Here is a 14,532-nt window from a genome sequence, read left to right as displayed (position 1 = left end):
AATTCAAGGAGGTTCTCCCCATGCTCAAACGGACTCTAAAAGTTAACGGCGTAGAGAAATTCATCATTTGCGACAATGATGATACCCTCGCCAGTGTTCTGCGTGAAAAACTCGGTCTGCTCAGTGTTAAGATCGGTTGCGGAACCGGACAATGCGGTAGCTGCTCCGTCATCATCGACGGCAAGCTCAAACGTACCTGTAAGCTTTCCATGAAACGCGTTGAAGATTTCACCGAAGTTATTACTACCGAAGGTATCGGTACCCCCAACAAGCTGCATCCCATCCAGCTCGCATGGATTGCCCATGGTGGCGCACAGTGCGGTTTCTGTACCCCCGGTTTTGTTGTTTCCACTTACGCCCTGCTCCTCGCCAATCCCAAGCCTTCCCGCGCTGATATCCGCGATTGGTTCCAGAAGCATCGCAACGCCTGCCGCTGCACCGGTTACAAACCGTTGGTTGACGCAGTTCAGGACGCAGCAGCAGTTATGCGCGGCGACATGAGCGAAGAAGAACTGATCTTCAAAATGCCCGAAGACCAGCGCATCTGGGGTACCAACTACCCCCGCCCCACCGCAGTTGCCAAAGTTACCGGTACTCTCGAATACGGTGCAGACCTCGGCCTGAAAATGCCCGAAGGTTCCCTCAAATGCGCACTGGTACAGGCTGAAGTTTCCCACGCCAACATTATTTCCATCGACACCAGCGCAGCTGAAGCCATGGAAGGCGTTGAAAAAGTCGTTACCTACAAAGACATCAAGGGTAAAAACCGCATCACCGGTCTGATCACCTTCCCCACCAACAAAGGTGACGGTTGGGATCGCCCCATCCTCAACGACGAAAAGGTCTTCCAGTACGGAGACGCTATCGCCATCGTTTGTGCGACTTCCGAAAAAATCGCAAAAGAAGCAGCCAAGCTGGTTAAAGTAGAGCTGGAACAGCTGCCCGAATACATGGATGCTCCTTCCGCCATGGCTGAAGATGCCATGGAAATCCATCCCGGCACCCCCAACGTTTACTTTGAACAGAAGATCGTTAAGGGCGAAGAAACCGCTCCGATCATGGACAAAGCAGACGTTGTTCTCGAAGGTTCCTACTATGTACAGCGCCAGCCGCACATGCCCATCGAGCCGGACGTAGGTTTCGCTTTCATCGATGATGACGGCAAGCTCAACATTCACTCCAAGTCCATCGGCCTGCACCTGCACGCAGCCATGATCGCTCCCGGTCTCGGTGTCGAGCTGGAAAACCTGATCATGGTCCAGAACTACGCCGGCGGTACCTTCGGTTACAAGTTCTCCCCCACCATGGAAGCACTGGTCGGCGCAGCCTGCCTCGCAACCGGCAAGCCTGTATTCCTGAACTACACTTGGGAACAACAGCAGCAGTACACCGGTAAACGCTCCCCCTTCTTCACCGACATCCGCCTTGCTGCAAGCAAAGACGGCGAACTGCTCGGTATGGAAACCGACTGGATCTGCGACCACGGTCCCTACTCCGAATTCGGTGACCTGCTGACCCTGCGCGGTGCCCAGTTCATCGGCGCCGGTTACAAGTTGGAAAACATCCGCGGCCTCGGTAAAACCGTCTGCACCAACCATGCATGGGGTTCCGCCTTCCGTGGCTACGGTGCACCTGAAACCGAATTCGGCTACGAAGTCATGATGGACGAACTGGCTGAAAAAATCGGCATGGACCCCTTTGATCTGCGTGAAAAGAACGTTTACCGCGAAAGCCAGGGCACCACTACCCCCACCGGTTGTAAGCCCGAAGTTTACTGCCTGGAAGACATCTTCACCGCCGGTCGTCCTAAGTACGAAGAGATGAAGAAATGGGCTGCTGAAGACGCTGCCGAAGGTTTCAAACGCGGGGTAGGTATCGCAGTAGGTATTTACGGCTCCGGTCTGGACGGACCTGACACCGCTGAATCCGCAATCGAGCTGAACAAAGACGGTTCCGTAACTCTCTTCAACTGCTGGCATGACCACGGTCAGGGTGCGGACATCGGTTGTCTGGGTACTGCCCACGAGACCCTGCGTCCCCTCGGACTCGCACCTGAACAGATCCATCTGGTGATGAACGATACCCGCAACTGCCCCAACGGCGGTCCCGCAGGTGGTTCCCGTTCACAGGTTGTTATCGGTAATGCCATCATCGATGCCTGCCGCAAGCTCATGGACGCCATGCGCAAGTCCGACAACTCCTACATGACCTATGACGAAATGGTCGCAGCCGGTAAAGAGCTCCGTTACGACGGCAAATGGTCCGCTCCGGCTACCGATTGTGACGAAAACGGTCAGGGTAGCCCCTTTGCCTGCTACATGTACGGCCTGTTCATGTCCGGCGTAGAAGTTGAAATCGCTACCGGTAAAGTTCAGGTAGAAAAGATGAAACTCATTGCCGACATCGGTAAGATCAACAACAAACTCGCTGTTGACGGTCAGATGTACGGCGGTCTTGCACAGGGTGTCGGCCTCGCACTTACCGAGGACTTCGAAGACATCAAGAAGCACGCAACCATGGTTGGTGCAGGCTTCCCCTACATCAAGCAGATCCCCGATGATATCGAACTCGTATACGTTGAAACCGAGCGTCCCGACGGCCCCCACGGAGCCTCCGGTGTTGGTGAGCTTCCGCTGACCACCCCGCACGCTTCTGTTATCAACGCTATCTACAATGCCTGCGGCGCACGCGTAACCCACCTCCCGGCTCGCCCCGAGAAGGTCCTCGCTGCCATGAAAGGCTAGTTAATTGAATATAATCCGAAGTCGGGTATATATACCCGACTTCGGATTTCTTTTTGCCTCCGGCGGGTCTGCCGACGGCCTCTCCGAGGGCCAAAGAAACTTTTTGAAAAAAGTTTCTCTGGGACTCTTCAAAAACTTTTAATAGGGCTTCGCCGATATGGATCAGAAAAACCTTCGTGACTGGGAAGCAAAGTGTACTCAGGAAGAGCCGCCTAAATGTAAGGCCCGCTGTCCGCTGCATGTGGATGGGCGGGAATTTTGCCGTTTAATGGCAGCCGGACAAATTGATAAGGCTTGGGCTGTTTTATGCAAAACCATGCCCTTTCCATCGATTACTGCCCGTATATGTGACGGAGACTGTCAAAACGACTGTCTGCGCGCCCAGAAGGGCGGCGGCATCGAACTGGCTGCATTGGAGCGATTTGCCGCCGAGAATGCCAAACGTTCCCCCATGATCCGGGCCCTACCCCCTAAAGGCAAAAATATTGCCGTTTTTGGAGCCCAACTTTCCGGGCTGACCGCAGCTTGGGACCTCGGCAAAAAAGGATTCACCGTCATTGTTTTCTGCGAAGACAAGCTGCAGGGTTTCGATAATCTCCCTGCGGACCGGGTCAGCAATGAAGTCATTGAGAAAGAAATGGCCCAGCTCGGCAAAATGAATGTTTCCTTTGCGGAACACGGCAAACCAGACCCGCAAACAATTATGGCCGCCTGCGAAAGTTTCGAAGCTGTTTTTGTCGATCCCCTTGTGTATAACAGTACGCAACTTGGACTGAGTGAAGTGGACCTGGCCACTTTGCAGACCAGCATTGATTTCCTGTTTGCATCACCGGATGTAAGCAACAAATCAGCAATTGAACTTATTGCCCTTGGCCGCAAAGGAGCGCTTTCCATTGAGCGCAAACTTCAGAAGGCATCGCTGACTGCTGGGCGGGACCGTGAAGCCCCGTTTGAAACCCGGCTGTTCACCAATATCAGCAAGGTCAAAACAGTTAATCCGGTTGCTGTCCCAGAAGAAGGGTATTCTTCGGAACAAGCCCGCGAAGAAGCTTCCCGGTGTATGCTTTGTGAGTGCATGGAGTGCGTGAATAACTGTGCTTATCTGGAGGAATTCAAGAGCTATCCCAAGGCTTACGCCCGCCAGATTTACAACAACGCCTCCATTGTCATGGGAACCCGCATGGCCAACACCATGATCAATTCCTGTATGCTCTGCGGGCTGTGTGAGAAAGTCTGTCCTGAAAATTTCGCCATGCAGGACATCGTCCTTGAAGCCCGGCAGGACTTGGTAGAAAAAGGACACATGCCGCCCTCGGCCCATGAATTTGCTTTCCGCGATATGGATTTTGCTGATTCCTCAACCTGTGCGCTGGTCAAACATCAGCCGGGAACCGATCAAAGTAAGCAAATATTCTTCCCCGGATGTCAGCTGAGTGCCTCCGATCCTGATTCCATTGATCGGACATACAAACATCTTTGTTCCGTTTTAGACGGCGGAACAGGACTCATGCTCCGCTGCTGCGGCGCGCCTGCGGACTGGGCCGGACAGAAAGATATGTTCGAGCGCAAAATGGAATCCCTGAAACGGGACTGGGAATCACTTGGACGTCCGCAGATTATCGCCGCCTGTCCATCCTGTATGGAAAGCCTGCATAAAGGATTACCAGAAGCGGATCTAACTTCGCTCTGGTCGGTCTTAAGTTCGGAAGTTGATCAGCTTAAACAACACCCGGAAGCAAAACTCCTTTCATTGCAGGACCCCTGTACCGCCCGCAACAATCACGAATTAATGAACGATGTGCGTTTGCTGCTTAGCGGGTTGGATATAACTTTCGAAGAACCGGAACTTTCCGGCCAATTCACTGAATGCTGCGGCTTCGGCGGGCTGCTGGCCAATGCCAATGAACCGCTTTCCCGCAAAGCTGCTGAGCGCAGGGCAGAAAAGCTGGATCATGACGGTGTGACCTACTGTGCCATGTGCCGGGACATGCTCGCCAAGACCGGTAAACGCTGCCAGCACATTCTCGATATCATCTTTCCCGATGGTTACGACGACCCGGCCGGACGTATCGCCCCCGGTTACTCTCAACGACGTGAAAACAGGGTCCGCTTAAAAGAAAACCTGCTGCGCGAAACATGGAACGAGCAGCCCGAACCACGCAACGACTATGAATCCGTAGCCGTGGAGTTCACCGCAGAAGCTCAAGGCATGATGGAAGAACGACGCATTCTCTTATCCGACGTGCAGAAAACCCTGCATGCGGTGCAGGATTCGGCGCAAGTACTGGAAAACACTGAAAGCGGGCATAAACTGGTACAGTTCCGGCCAGTTACAGTAACCTACTGGGTGGAATACGAAATGAAAGACAATACTTATCTGGTCCACCGGGTCTGGTCCCACCGCATGCGAGTGCTGGGGGTAGGAGGCAACTCATGAGTACTCTGAAAGTTCTGGATGAAGATTTTTCCTCGTGGAAATGCGCAACATGCGGTCACAACCTGAATCCATCCCCTGTGGAGCTTGAATATCTGGACAGCAGGTTCAATGTTGAATTGCCAGCCTGTCCGGATTGCGGATTCGTGCTCATCCCTGAAGAACTGGCTCTGGGCAAGATGGCCGAAGTGGAGCGGATGCTGGAGGATAAGTAATGACCGGGACCCCGCTCTGGGAAAAATCCATACTCCGCGATACCGCCGGCAACACCCTGCGCCCCGGAGGATTCTCCCTTACAGACCGGGCCATTACGCTGACCGGATTACCTGTAAACTCAAGGGTACTGGATGTCGGCTGCGGTCTTGGTGCAACAGTCAACCATCTGCGCACCAAGCATGGTTTCAAGGCCTGCGGCATGGACTATTCCCCGCGCCAACTTGCTGATGCCCCGGCAGATCTGCTCCTGACCCGTGCGGACGGCTCAGAATTGCCCTTTGCCGATTCCAGTTTCGACGCAATCTTCTGCGAATGTGTGCTCTCACTTATGCCTGACAAGGAGCAGACCATCAGTGAATTTAAGCGGGTGCTCACAAAGGGTGGCAAACTTATCATCAGTGATCTCTATCAAAGGAAAAATGGGCAGTTTCAATGCCCTGACGGATCATGTGCCAGTTCGCCGCTCTATCTGAAACGCATAGAACAAATTTTAAAAGAAAACGGTATGCATATAACCACCATCGAAGACTATTCCCGACTATTGGTAGAATTAGCCGCCAAGCTGGTCTTCGCTGGGGAAAAAATCCCTTCCCGCGGGCAGAATTGCTGTGACCGACCGGGGTATATGCTTATGATTGCTGAGTTTTGAGATGAACAAACGTTCTAAAATCACCTTATAAATTTAAGCACACAAAGGCGAAGCCCTAATAAAAGTTTTTGGGATTCTTAAACCCTTTTGGTAAAAAGGTTTTAAGAATCCCGGCAAGGCCGCCGGAGGCATCTAAATGACCGACATAGACCTTAGAATAATGCAGCTAAATGGCGCGGGTTACTGTTGCGCCCAGATAATGATCATCCTCTGCCTTGATAATCTGCAGCAGGAGAATTCTGACCTTGTGCGCGCAGCACAGGGACTGTGCATGGGCATGGGTGACTGTGCCGGAACCTGCGGGATACTCAGCGGCGGACTTTGTGCGCTGGGTCTTTACGCAGGCAAAGGCACTGACATTGAAACAGCCGAAGATAATTATCCCCTGCTGGTGGAAAGTTTCAGGGAATGGTTCAAGGAAAGAACAACTACTGAATTCGGCGGTATAAACTGTAGCGACATTCTGGACGGCGAATGCGGCGCACCGAGAGCGGACCGCTGCGGAGTACTCCTCGGTGAAGCTTATGCACAGCTGGTAAATATTCTGTTGGAAAACGGTTATGACCCGGCAATGGGAAGGGATGAAGCTGATGGATATTAGTTTTGATGTTACCGAGACCGAATCACTTTGTCCGGTTTGTTTAAGAAAAATTTCTGCCCGCAGGGTTACTGAAAACGGTGAAAGCCGCATTGTAAAAGAGTGCCCGGAACATGGTAAATTCAGCACCCCTTTCTGGCGTGGTGAACCTGCAATTTCCGGCTGGTCACGGCCTAAAATTCCCTCCACTCCCCCGGTGATGGATACAGCTGAGAGCAAGGGTTGTCCTTTTGACTGCGGCCTTTGCCCGGATCACAACCAGCATACCTGCACCACACTGGTGGAAATCACCTGGCGTTGTGACTTGAAATGCAAGGTCTGCTTTGCTTCGGCAGGGCAGAAAGTCCCGGCCGACCCCACGATTCCTGAGCTTGATAGCCTGCTGGAAAAAGTCCGCAAAACAGCCGGGCCTTGCAACCTGCAACTTTCCGGCGGCGAGCCCGCTGTGCGCGACGACCTGCCTCGCATTGCCGAACTGGCCAAAAAACACGAATTTCCATTTGTGCAGGTCAATACCAATGGAGTGCGCGTGGCCCGCGAACCCGGACTGGCAAAACGCTGGGCCGCAGGAGGAGTGGATTCCGCATTTCTGCAGTTCGACGGAACCTGTGATCGTATTTACAAAACCATCCGGGGCCGCAACCTGCTCGAAGAAAAGATAAAAGCAATTGAGAACCTCACTGCGGCGGGGATCGGGGTAGTACTGGTGCCTACTGTTGTTCCCGGCGTGAACGACGATGACATCGGAGAAATCCTGAAGCTGGCTGTTTCATATGCCCCGGGCGTGCGCGGGGTGCATTTCCAGCCGGTCAGTTATTTCGGACGCTATCCCGCCCCGCCTTCAGATAACATGCGTATCACCCTGCCGGAAATCATGACCGCCCTTGAAGAACAGAGCGACCATCTGGTCCACCGGGACGATTTTATGCCTCCGGGCTGTGAGCATTCCCTGTGTTCCTTCCACGCCAACTATCTGGTTATGGAAGACGGCAGCCTGAAAAAACTTTCCGCCAAAAAAGAAGGCTGCTGTACTCCGAAGCCGGCCTCAGAAGGAGCGGATAAATCAAAGGCTTTTGTTCGCCGCCAATGGGCCGCACCAGAGGCCGGCTGCGAGCGCACGGCACCGCAGGACGACCTTGACCGCTTTTTAAACCGGGCCAAAACCCACATCCTCGCCATATCGGGAATGGCATTTCAGGACGCATGGACACTTGACCTTGACCGCCTAAAAGGGTGTTGTATCCATGTGGCCGATCCCGACGGCAGGCTTATTCCTTTTTGCGCCTACAATCTGACCGCCATGGACGGCTCCACCTTATACAGGAGGATGATTGATGACTGAACGCCCGCTCGGTAAATGGCTCAATCTGCGCATGGGCCGTACCCCCGATATGCAACCTGTATCTGTGCGCGAACTGCAGGACTGGCAGTTCGCGTCATTGCGTCAGACAATGTTTCAAGCTGTAAGAAACTGTCCCTTCTACCATGAGCGGCTGGCCGGTGTTCAAACCGGGGCCGTACACTTCCCTGCGGACCTTGAAAAAATCCCCTTCACCACAGCCGATGACCTGCGTAGCGGTCCTGAAAACTTTCTCTGCGTCTCGCAGGATGAAGTTGCCAGAGCAGTCACTTTAGCCAGCTCCGGTTCCAGCGGTCCTCCTAAACGATTCTTTTTTACTGCCGGGGACCTTGAGCGGACCATTGAATTTTTCCAGTACGGCATGTCTTCCATGCTGGGGGAAGGAGAAACCATTCTGGCAATCCTGCCCGATTCCCGTCCCGGCGGGGTCGGTTCACTTTTTGCGGAATCCATTTCATTGCTGGGCGGAGAAACCGTGCTTCCGGTCAACCCGTCCTATATCAGCACCCTGCTTAACCTGTTGCTAGATACCCACGCCAGCTGCATCCTAGGCCCGGCCATCCAAATCCATGCCTTGGCCCGCATGCTGGAAAGCAAGGGAATCGTCATCAACCACGTCCGCTCGGTGCTGCTCTGCTGGGATGTACTGCCCCAGACCAGTATGCAAACCATATCCCGGGTCTTCGGCTGCGAAGTGTTCTCCCACTGGGGCATGACTGAGACCTGTCTTGGCGGAGGTGTAGATTGCCATGGCGGTTCTGGAATGCATTTACGCGAACCGGACTTCTTTGTGGAAATCATCAACCCGGCCACAGGAAAACAGGTTCCCGACGGACACAAAGGCGAAATCGTCATCAGCACCCTTTCGCGACGGGCAATGCCCCTGATCCGCTACCGCACCGGGGATGTGGGCTGCATCATGCCCGATGAATGTTCCTGCGGCCTGCCCCTGCGCAGACTGGGAGCGGTTGAAGGCAGACTTGATGGCGGCATAGTCCTGCCCGGAGGGAACAGGCTGGACTTGGGCGAACTGAATAATATAATCCTCTCCCACAAGGATCTTCTCGACTTCACCGTTGAATACCAAACCGAAGAACTGGCCTTGTCCTTCAAACTGGATGTTCTGCCCGGAGCAAAGCCCAGCCCGGAGATAAAGCAACTGCTTATGTCCTATCCGAAAATCCATCAGGCTTGCGCCAACCACAATTTGAAAATCTCAACCAGACTTGCTAATCAGGACGGAACCATCAATTCAGGTTTCGGCAAGCGAGCCATAACTGTCAATCCGACAAAGGCCGGTAACCTATGAAAAAACTCATTTCCAATCTCTGTGCCCAGCTCGAATCCGGCAACGACCTCATTCTGGCTTCCATTGTAAAAAGCTCCGGCTCTACTCCCCGTTCTTCGGGCAGTAAAATGGTCGTCATGCGCGACGGCTCTATTGACGGAACCATCGGTGGCGGACTGGTGGAAGCTCTGGTCCAGAAAGAAGCCGCAAAAATATTTAGCGAACCAGCAAACACGGTGGCTTTCCGTGAGTTCGATCTCTCCAATGAACTGGCAGCCAATGCAGACATGATTTGCGGTGGACATGTGGAGGTAATGCTTGAACATCTTCCTTCCGAGGAAGATACCATTGCTGTTTTCTCCGCTGTGAATGAAGCTTTGCGCACCGGCAAACACGCTGTGCTCTTCACCGTCTCCGAGGATGGTTCTATTAAGGAAAGACAAGCTGTGCGACCCTGCTGCCAACTGCCGGAACTTCAGTTTGCAGAAGAAAAAGAGGCAACCAGACAGCTTGAAGCCGCCCTCAAATCCGGAACTCCGGTAATGGAAAATTTTGGAGATGCATTGCTGACCACAGAAGCCTTTATTCCTCAGCCGGATCTCTATATTTTCGGAGCGGGACATGTTTCCCGGCCCACAGCAGAACTGGCTTCGGCAGTTAATTTCCGTACTGTGGTCCTTGATGACCGGGCTGATTTTGCTAACGAGGGAAGATTTCCGCAAGCAGCAGAAATCCATGTCCTACCGGATTTCAAAGATTGCTTTGCCGGACTGGAAGTAAACGACAATTCATACATCATCATTGTTACCAGAGGACATTTACACGACAAAACCGTGCTGGGGCAGGCCCTTGCCACCCCGGCCCGCTACGTGGGCATGATCGGCAGTTCCAAAAAACGCAACGCCATATACGATGCCCTGCGTGATGAGGGAGTCGCGCAGGAAGAAATAGACCGTTGCTACTGCCCCATCGGTCTTTCGATCGGAGCCCAGACACCTGAGGAAATCGCGGTATCAATTGTAGGAGAACTGATCCAGAAACGTGCCGGGGGTTGAGCATGAAAATTTACGGACTGATTCTGGCGGCGGGCTTTTCGTCGCGCATGGGTAAGCTGAAAGCACTGCTGCCGCTGGACGGCTGCACTGTGCTGTCCCGTTGCATCCGATCATTGATCAATGGCGGTGCTTCCGATGTCTTTGTGGTCACCGGACACAAAGCGGATCAGGTCGGAGCCGAGGCAAAGGTGCTCGGCATGCATGAGATTTACAACCCTGATTACGAACAGGGCATGTTTTCATCAGTAAAAGCCGGGGTGCAAGGGCTACCGGAAGACACTTCCGCTTTCCTGGTCCTTCCGGTGGATATCCCACTAGTGCGTTCATCGACCATCAGGGCTTTGACCTTTGACTATTCATCGGAACCAGCAGACATAATTTATCCCTGTTTCCGTGACGAACGCGGACACCCTCCGCTGATCAGTGCCAAACTTATCCCCGAGATACTGGCACATGACGGCAGCGGAGGATTGCGTTCTGTCCTTGAAAGGCACGACAGCAATGCCCGGGAACTTAACATGCCGGACCTCGGCATCCTGCGCGATCTGGATACTCCCGAAGATTATGAACAGGCCCGGACTATCTCGCGCCGGCGCATACCTCTGCCAGAAGAATGCGAAGCCCTCTGGGAACTGGCCGACACTCCGCACCAGACCCGGGAACACTGTAAGACCGTGGCTGAAGCTGCCTGTCTCATGGCTGAAGCCCTGAACAAAACCCGCAGCCATCAGAAAATTCTGGACCTCAATGTGGTTAAATGCGCAGCACTGATGCACGACGTTGCCAAGCTCAAGCGCAACCACGAAGCCGCAGGCGCGGCCATCCTAGCGGGGTATGGATTTTCCGGCATTGCCGACATTGTTGCTGCCCACCGGGATACGGACATCAAACCCGATTCCCCGCTGACCGAACAGGAGATAGTCTTTCTGGCCGACAAACTTTTCCAAGGGACCACCCCGGTATCCCTTGATCAGCGTTATGGAAAAACCCTGCAACGCTGGAAGGACGACCCCGAAGCTGTGGCCGCCATTACCGGCAGGCTCTCACGAGCCAAAGACCTGCTCCAGAGATATGAACAGGAAGCGGGAATCAGCGTCCCTCAGCACCTGCCCTCGCTGATGGCCAAGGAACTTGTATGATTGTGCTCATCCGCCACGGAGAAATTGAAGGCGCCAAAGGACGTGCTGTGGGTCAAATTGACCTGCCTCTTTCTGAAAATGGACTTAAGCAGGCCGCGCAACTGACTGATTCCTTGGGCACCTTCCAACCACGGCGTATCTATTGCAGTCCCCTGACCAGAACAAGGCAAACCGCATCACTTATTGAGAAGCAATGTTCTCTTGAAGCGATTCATGTTCCTGAAATCAAAGAGATCAACCTCGGAGAATGGGATGGTCTGGACTTTGCTGAACTCAAGAAGTTCTATCCATGGGATTATAAGCAACGTGGCGAAGACATTGCAGGTTTTCGCCCGCCGGGAGGAGAGAATTTTACAGACGTCAAAGAACGGGTCAGCTCTTTCCTGAACCAGCTTGATGAAAGTCCGGTCATAGCGGTGACCCATGCCGGGGTGATCAGGACTATTCTCCACATTGTGCTGGGCTTTCCGCTGGACAATATATTCAGGATGAAACCGGACTATTGCCATGCGACAGTTATTTCCAAAAAGAAAAACGGATTCAGTATGCAGGCATACAACCTCCCCCCTAACCCGGGATTAGGTGAACACCTGAAAGTTCTGATGCCGGATTAAGGTTGATTACACGGTCCTTGACTTATTTCCCACGCAGGCGGACAATGAAATAATGCAATAATTATATGAAGATAGACATAATTTTAAGTAAAGGAAATATATGCAGGTAACCAAATTCGCCATACCGGAAGTCATTTTTGGAAACGGCAGCATCACCTATCTGGCTTCATGTGCCCAGAGACTGGGAGCCAAGCGAGTCCTGTTAGTCAGTGATAAAGGGTTGGAAGAATCCGGCTGGGTAAGAATCATCATTAATCTTCTTAAAGCCGCCAATCTGGACTGCGTATATTTCGACGGCCTGACTGCCAACCCTAGAGCCTGCCAGATTCAGCAGGGAGCGCAGCTCTACCGCGACCACAAAGCTGATGTCATCATCGGTCTGGGCGGGGGCAGCCCCATTGACGCCTCCAAGGGCATTGCCACCATCGTCAGCAACGGCGGGGAAATTCACGACTATGAGGGAGCCAACCGCATCATCCGGCCCCTGCCGCCCATGATCCTCATACCCACCACCGCCGGAAGCGGTTCCGATGTTTCGCAATACGCCATCATCACCGATAAAAAACGTAAGGTGAAGATGGCCATCATCAGCCGCTCGCTGGTACCGAATATTTCCATTATCGACCCCGACCTGCTGGTGACCAAACCCCGGGAACTTATCCTCGCCTCAGCTGTAGATGCCTTGGCCCACGCTATTGAATCCTATGTTTCCCGGCTGGCTTCGCCCTTCACTGAATCGCAGGCCCTGACAGCCATCAAGCTCATTGCCGGAAATATTAAAACCGCAGCCAATTCCAAGGACTCTGAAGCATTGAAGAACCTCTCCATTGCCAGCACCGCCGCCGGCATGTCCTTCAGCAATGCCGGACTTGGAGTCGGTCATTCATTGGCTCATTCCCTTGGCGGACGCTACGATGTGACTCACGGTTTAACTTTGCCCATCCTGCTTCCTTCAGTGGTCCGCTTCAACAAGCATTGCGCTGAAAGAAAAATGGAGACCATTGCCCGGACTATCAACGACAGCTGTCCGGCTCCAATGAAACAAAAGAAGCGGGACCTGAGCGCAATACTGCAATCCATGTTCGAAGAGCTGGGAATCCCCATGCGCTTACGCGACATTGTCCCGGATAATGACCAGATGGAAGAAATCTGCCGCCTTGCGGCCAGAGATGCCTGCACAGTAACCAACCCGAGGGAAGCTGACTGTGAAGAACTCATGTCCATATGTGCGGAGGCTTGGTAATGGGCAACAAGACAGCACTGCACGACCTGATAGGCATTGAGCATCACAAACTGAACTTCTTTCAAGAACTCCAAAAAAACATCAAGGAGCTGAAGGAAATCAACCGCGAATCCGAGGATCAGCGTTGCGAGATAGCTGCCATCCTCGACGGTATAACCGATGTGATGATGGTCCTTTCCGAAGACCTGACCATCATCTCCGTTAACCGTATTTTTGAAAAACTTTTCCCCGGCCTCAATCCCATTGGCAAGAAATGCTACACCCTGTTCAGGGAAAGTAACCACCCTTGCCCGGAATGCCCGGCTTTCAAATCCCTTTCCACCAACTCGGTCTGCAAAGATACCGCTATCTTCCGCATTGACGGTAAGAACCTGCAATTCGACATGGTGGCCTCTCCGCTGAAGACTCCCGGAACTGAGGAAGACCGCATACTGATCTTTAAGCGCGATGTGACCATGGAGAAGGAATATCAGGCCAAGTTCTATCAGGCCGAAAAGATGGCTACCATCGGGGTTTTAGCCGCCGGAGTGGCCCATGAGATTAACAACCCCATGGCCGCTGTGGCCGGATTTGCCGAGGGCATCCAGCGCAGGCTGACCCGGCTGGATGACAAGATTCCCGATGAACTGGCTGAAGATCTTTACGACTACACCAACACTATCCTTAAAGAGTGTCTGCGCTGTCAGGACATCGTCAAGACCCTGCTTTCCTTCAGCCGCCCGGTGGCCTCGGAGTTCATCCCCGTGGATCTGAATCAGGTGGCTGAAGACACCCTGCGCTTACTTGACCACCAGTTCCGCCGCTACCAACAGGTAGAACTTGAAGTGAAACTGGCTTCGCCTATGCAATCCATTTTAGGCAACGAGGCCCAGCTTAAACAGGTCATCCTCAACCTGCTGACCAATGCAGTTGATGCCATTGAGCATAACGGCAAAATCAGCATTGAAACTTTCATTGAAAACGAACACGTGGGAGTACGGGTCAGCGACTCCGGCTGCGGCATCCCTGAAGAAAACCGGGGAATGCTCTTCGAACCCTTCTTCACCACTAAACAAGTGGGCAAGGGAATCGGCATAGGCCTATCCACTTGTTACAACATCGTACGCGAACACAACGGCGAAATCATAGTAGACAGTGAAGTGGGCAAAGGGTCCAGCTTTACAGTACTCTTCCCCCTGCAGCGAGATTAGAA

12 protein-coding genes are annotated in these 14,532 nt (G+C 53.1%); all 12 read left to right on the top strand.

Features of this window, described 5'->3' with window-relative positions; all coding sequences use genetic code 11:
* The first annotated feature begins 20 nt into the window (after positions 1-20).
* Positions 21-2,744: a molybdopterin-dependent aldehyde oxidoreductase gene (locus ACO05Z_RS00685; protein WP_421899351.1), complete on the top strand. Its 2,724-nt coding sequence runs from the start codon at positions 21-23 to the stop codon at positions 2,742-2,744.
* Positions 2,745-2,901: 157 nt separating this feature from the next.
* Positions 2,902-5,181, top strand: coding sequence for a pyridine nucleotide-disulfide oxidoreductase/dicluster-binding protein (locus tag ACO05Z_RS00680; protein WP_421899349.1), 2,280 nt, complete (start codon positions 2,902-2,904; stop codon positions 5,179-5,181).
* On the top strand, positions 5,178-5,393 hold the full coding sequence (locus tag ACO05Z_RS00675) for a DVU_1557 family redox protein (protein ID WP_421899347.1): 216 nt from the start codon (positions 5,178-5,180) through the stop codon (positions 5,391-5,393). Before ACO05Z_RS00680 ends, ACO05Z_RS00675 begins: the two co-directional genes overlap by 4 nt.
* A complete protein-coding gene (trsM, locus tag ACO05Z_RS00670) occupies positions 5,393-6,043 on the top strand; it encodes a DVU_1556 family methyltransferase (protein WP_421899345.1) in 651 nt (216 codons plus the stop codon). The genes ACO05Z_RS00675 and trsM overlap by 1 nt, the downstream gene beginning before the upstream one ends.
* 136 nt (positions 6,044-6,179) lie before the next feature.
* A complete protein-coding gene (locus tag ACO05Z_RS00665; protein ID WP_421899343.1) occupies positions 6,180-6,644 on the top strand; it encodes a DVU_1555 family C-GCAxxG-C-C protein in 465 nt (154 codons plus the stop codon).
* Positions 6,634-7,983, top strand: coding sequence for a radical SAM (seleno)protein TrsS (trsS, locus tag ACO05Z_RS00660; protein ID WP_421904147.1), 1,350 nt, complete (start codon positions 6,634-6,636; stop codon positions 7,981-7,983). Before ACO05Z_RS00665 ends, trsS begins: the two co-directional genes overlap by 11 nt.
* Positions 7,976-9,310, top strand: coding sequence for a DVU_1553 family AMP-dependent CoA ligase (locus ACO05Z_RS00655; RefSeq protein WP_421899341.1), 1,335 nt, complete (start codon positions 7,976-7,978; stop codon positions 9,308-9,310). Before trsS ends, ACO05Z_RS00655 begins: the two co-directional genes overlap by 8 nt.
* Entirely contained in the window at positions 9,307-10,344 is a 1,038-nt protein-coding gene (locus ACO05Z_RS00650) for an XdhC family aldehyde oxidoreductase maturation factor (RefSeq protein WP_421899339.1), read from the top strand. The genes ACO05Z_RS00655 and ACO05Z_RS00650 overlap by 4 nt, the downstream gene beginning before the upstream one ends.
* 2 nt (positions 10,345-10,346) lie before the next feature.
* Complete coding sequence (locus ACO05Z_RS00645) at positions 10,347-11,483, top strand: DVU_1551 family NTP transferase (RefSeq protein ID WP_421899337.1); 1,137 nt, start codon at positions 10,347-10,349, stop codon at positions 11,481-11,483.
* Positions 11,480-12,097, top strand: a complete 618-nt coding sequence (locus ACO05Z_RS00640; protein ID WP_421899335.1) for a histidine phosphatase family protein — start codon at positions 11,480-11,482, stop codon at positions 12,095-12,097. Before ACO05Z_RS00645 ends, ACO05Z_RS00640 begins: the two co-directional genes overlap by 4 nt.
* 100 nt (positions 12,098-12,197) lie before the next feature.
* Positions 12,198-13,340 carry an iron-containing alcohol dehydrogenase gene (locus ACO05Z_RS00635; RefSeq protein ID WP_421899333.1) on the top strand — a complete coding sequence of 381 codons (1,143 nt, stop codon included), beginning with the start codon at positions 12,198-12,200 and terminating at the stop codon, positions 13,338-13,340.
* On the top strand, positions 13,340-14,530 hold the full coding sequence (locus tag ACO05Z_RS00630; RefSeq protein WP_421899331.1) for a two-component system sensor histidine kinase NtrB: 1,191 nt from the start codon (positions 13,340-13,342) through the stop codon (positions 14,528-14,530). The genes ACO05Z_RS00635 and ACO05Z_RS00630 overlap by 1 nt, the downstream gene beginning before the upstream one ends.
* The last annotated feature ends 2 nt before the right edge of the window (positions 14,531-14,532 follow it).

Source organism: Maridesulfovibrio sp., from assembly GCF_965230075.1.
Lineage (GTDB): Bacteria > Desulfobacterota > Desulfovibrionia > Desulfovibrionales > Desulfovibrionaceae > Maridesulfovibrio.
This window is presented reverse-complemented; position numbering and strand designations above follow the sequence as displayed.

Excerpts from the sequence above, each read along its gene's own strand:
- ACO05Z_RS00685 (WP_421899351.1), top strand. The coding sequence starts at position 21 with ATGCTCAAACGGACTCTAAAAGTTAACGGCGTAGAGAAATTCATCATT.
- ACO05Z_RS00630 (WP_421899331.1), top strand. The coding sequence starts at position 13,340 with ATGGGCAACAAGACAGCACTGCACGACCTGATAGGCATTGAGCATCAC.
- ACO05Z_RS00640 (WP_421899335.1), top strand. The coding sequence starts at position 11,480 with ATGATTGTGCTCATCCGCCACGGAGAAATTGAAGGCGCCAAAGGACGT.
- trsM (WP_421899345.1), top strand. The coding sequence starts at position 5,393 with ATGACCGGGACCCCGCTCTGGGAAAAATCCATACTCCGCGATACCGCC.
- ACO05Z_RS00680 (WP_421899349.1), top strand. The coding sequence starts at position 2,902 with ATGGATCAGAAAAACCTTCGTGACTGGGAAGCAAAGTGTACTCAGGAA.
- ACO05Z_RS00635 (WP_421899333.1), top strand. The coding sequence starts at position 12,198 with ATGCAGGTAACCAAATTCGCCATACCGGAAGTCATTTTTGGAAACGGC.
- ACO05Z_RS00655 (WP_421899341.1), top strand. The coding sequence starts at position 7,976 with ATGACTGAACGCCCGCTCGGTAAATGGCTCAATCTGCGCATGGGCCGT.
- ACO05Z_RS00665 (WP_421899343.1), top strand. The coding sequence starts at position 6,180 with ATGACCGACATAGACCTTAGAATAATGCAGCTAAATGGCGCGGGTTAC.
- trsS (WP_421904147.1), top strand. The coding sequence starts at position 6,634 with ATGGATATTAGTTTTGATGTTACCGAGACCGAATCACTTTGTCCGGTT.
- ACO05Z_RS00645 (WP_421899337.1), top strand. The coding sequence starts at position 10,347 with ATGAAAATTTACGGACTGATTCTGGCGGCGGGCTTTTCGTCGCGCATG.
- ACO05Z_RS00650 (WP_421899339.1), top strand. The coding sequence starts at position 9,307 with ATGAAAAAACTCATTTCCAATCTCTGTGCCCAGCTCGAATCCGGCAAC.
- ACO05Z_RS00675 (WP_421899347.1), top strand. The coding sequence starts at position 5,178 with ATGAGTACTCTGAAAGTTCTGGATGAAGATTTTTCCTCGTGGAAATGC.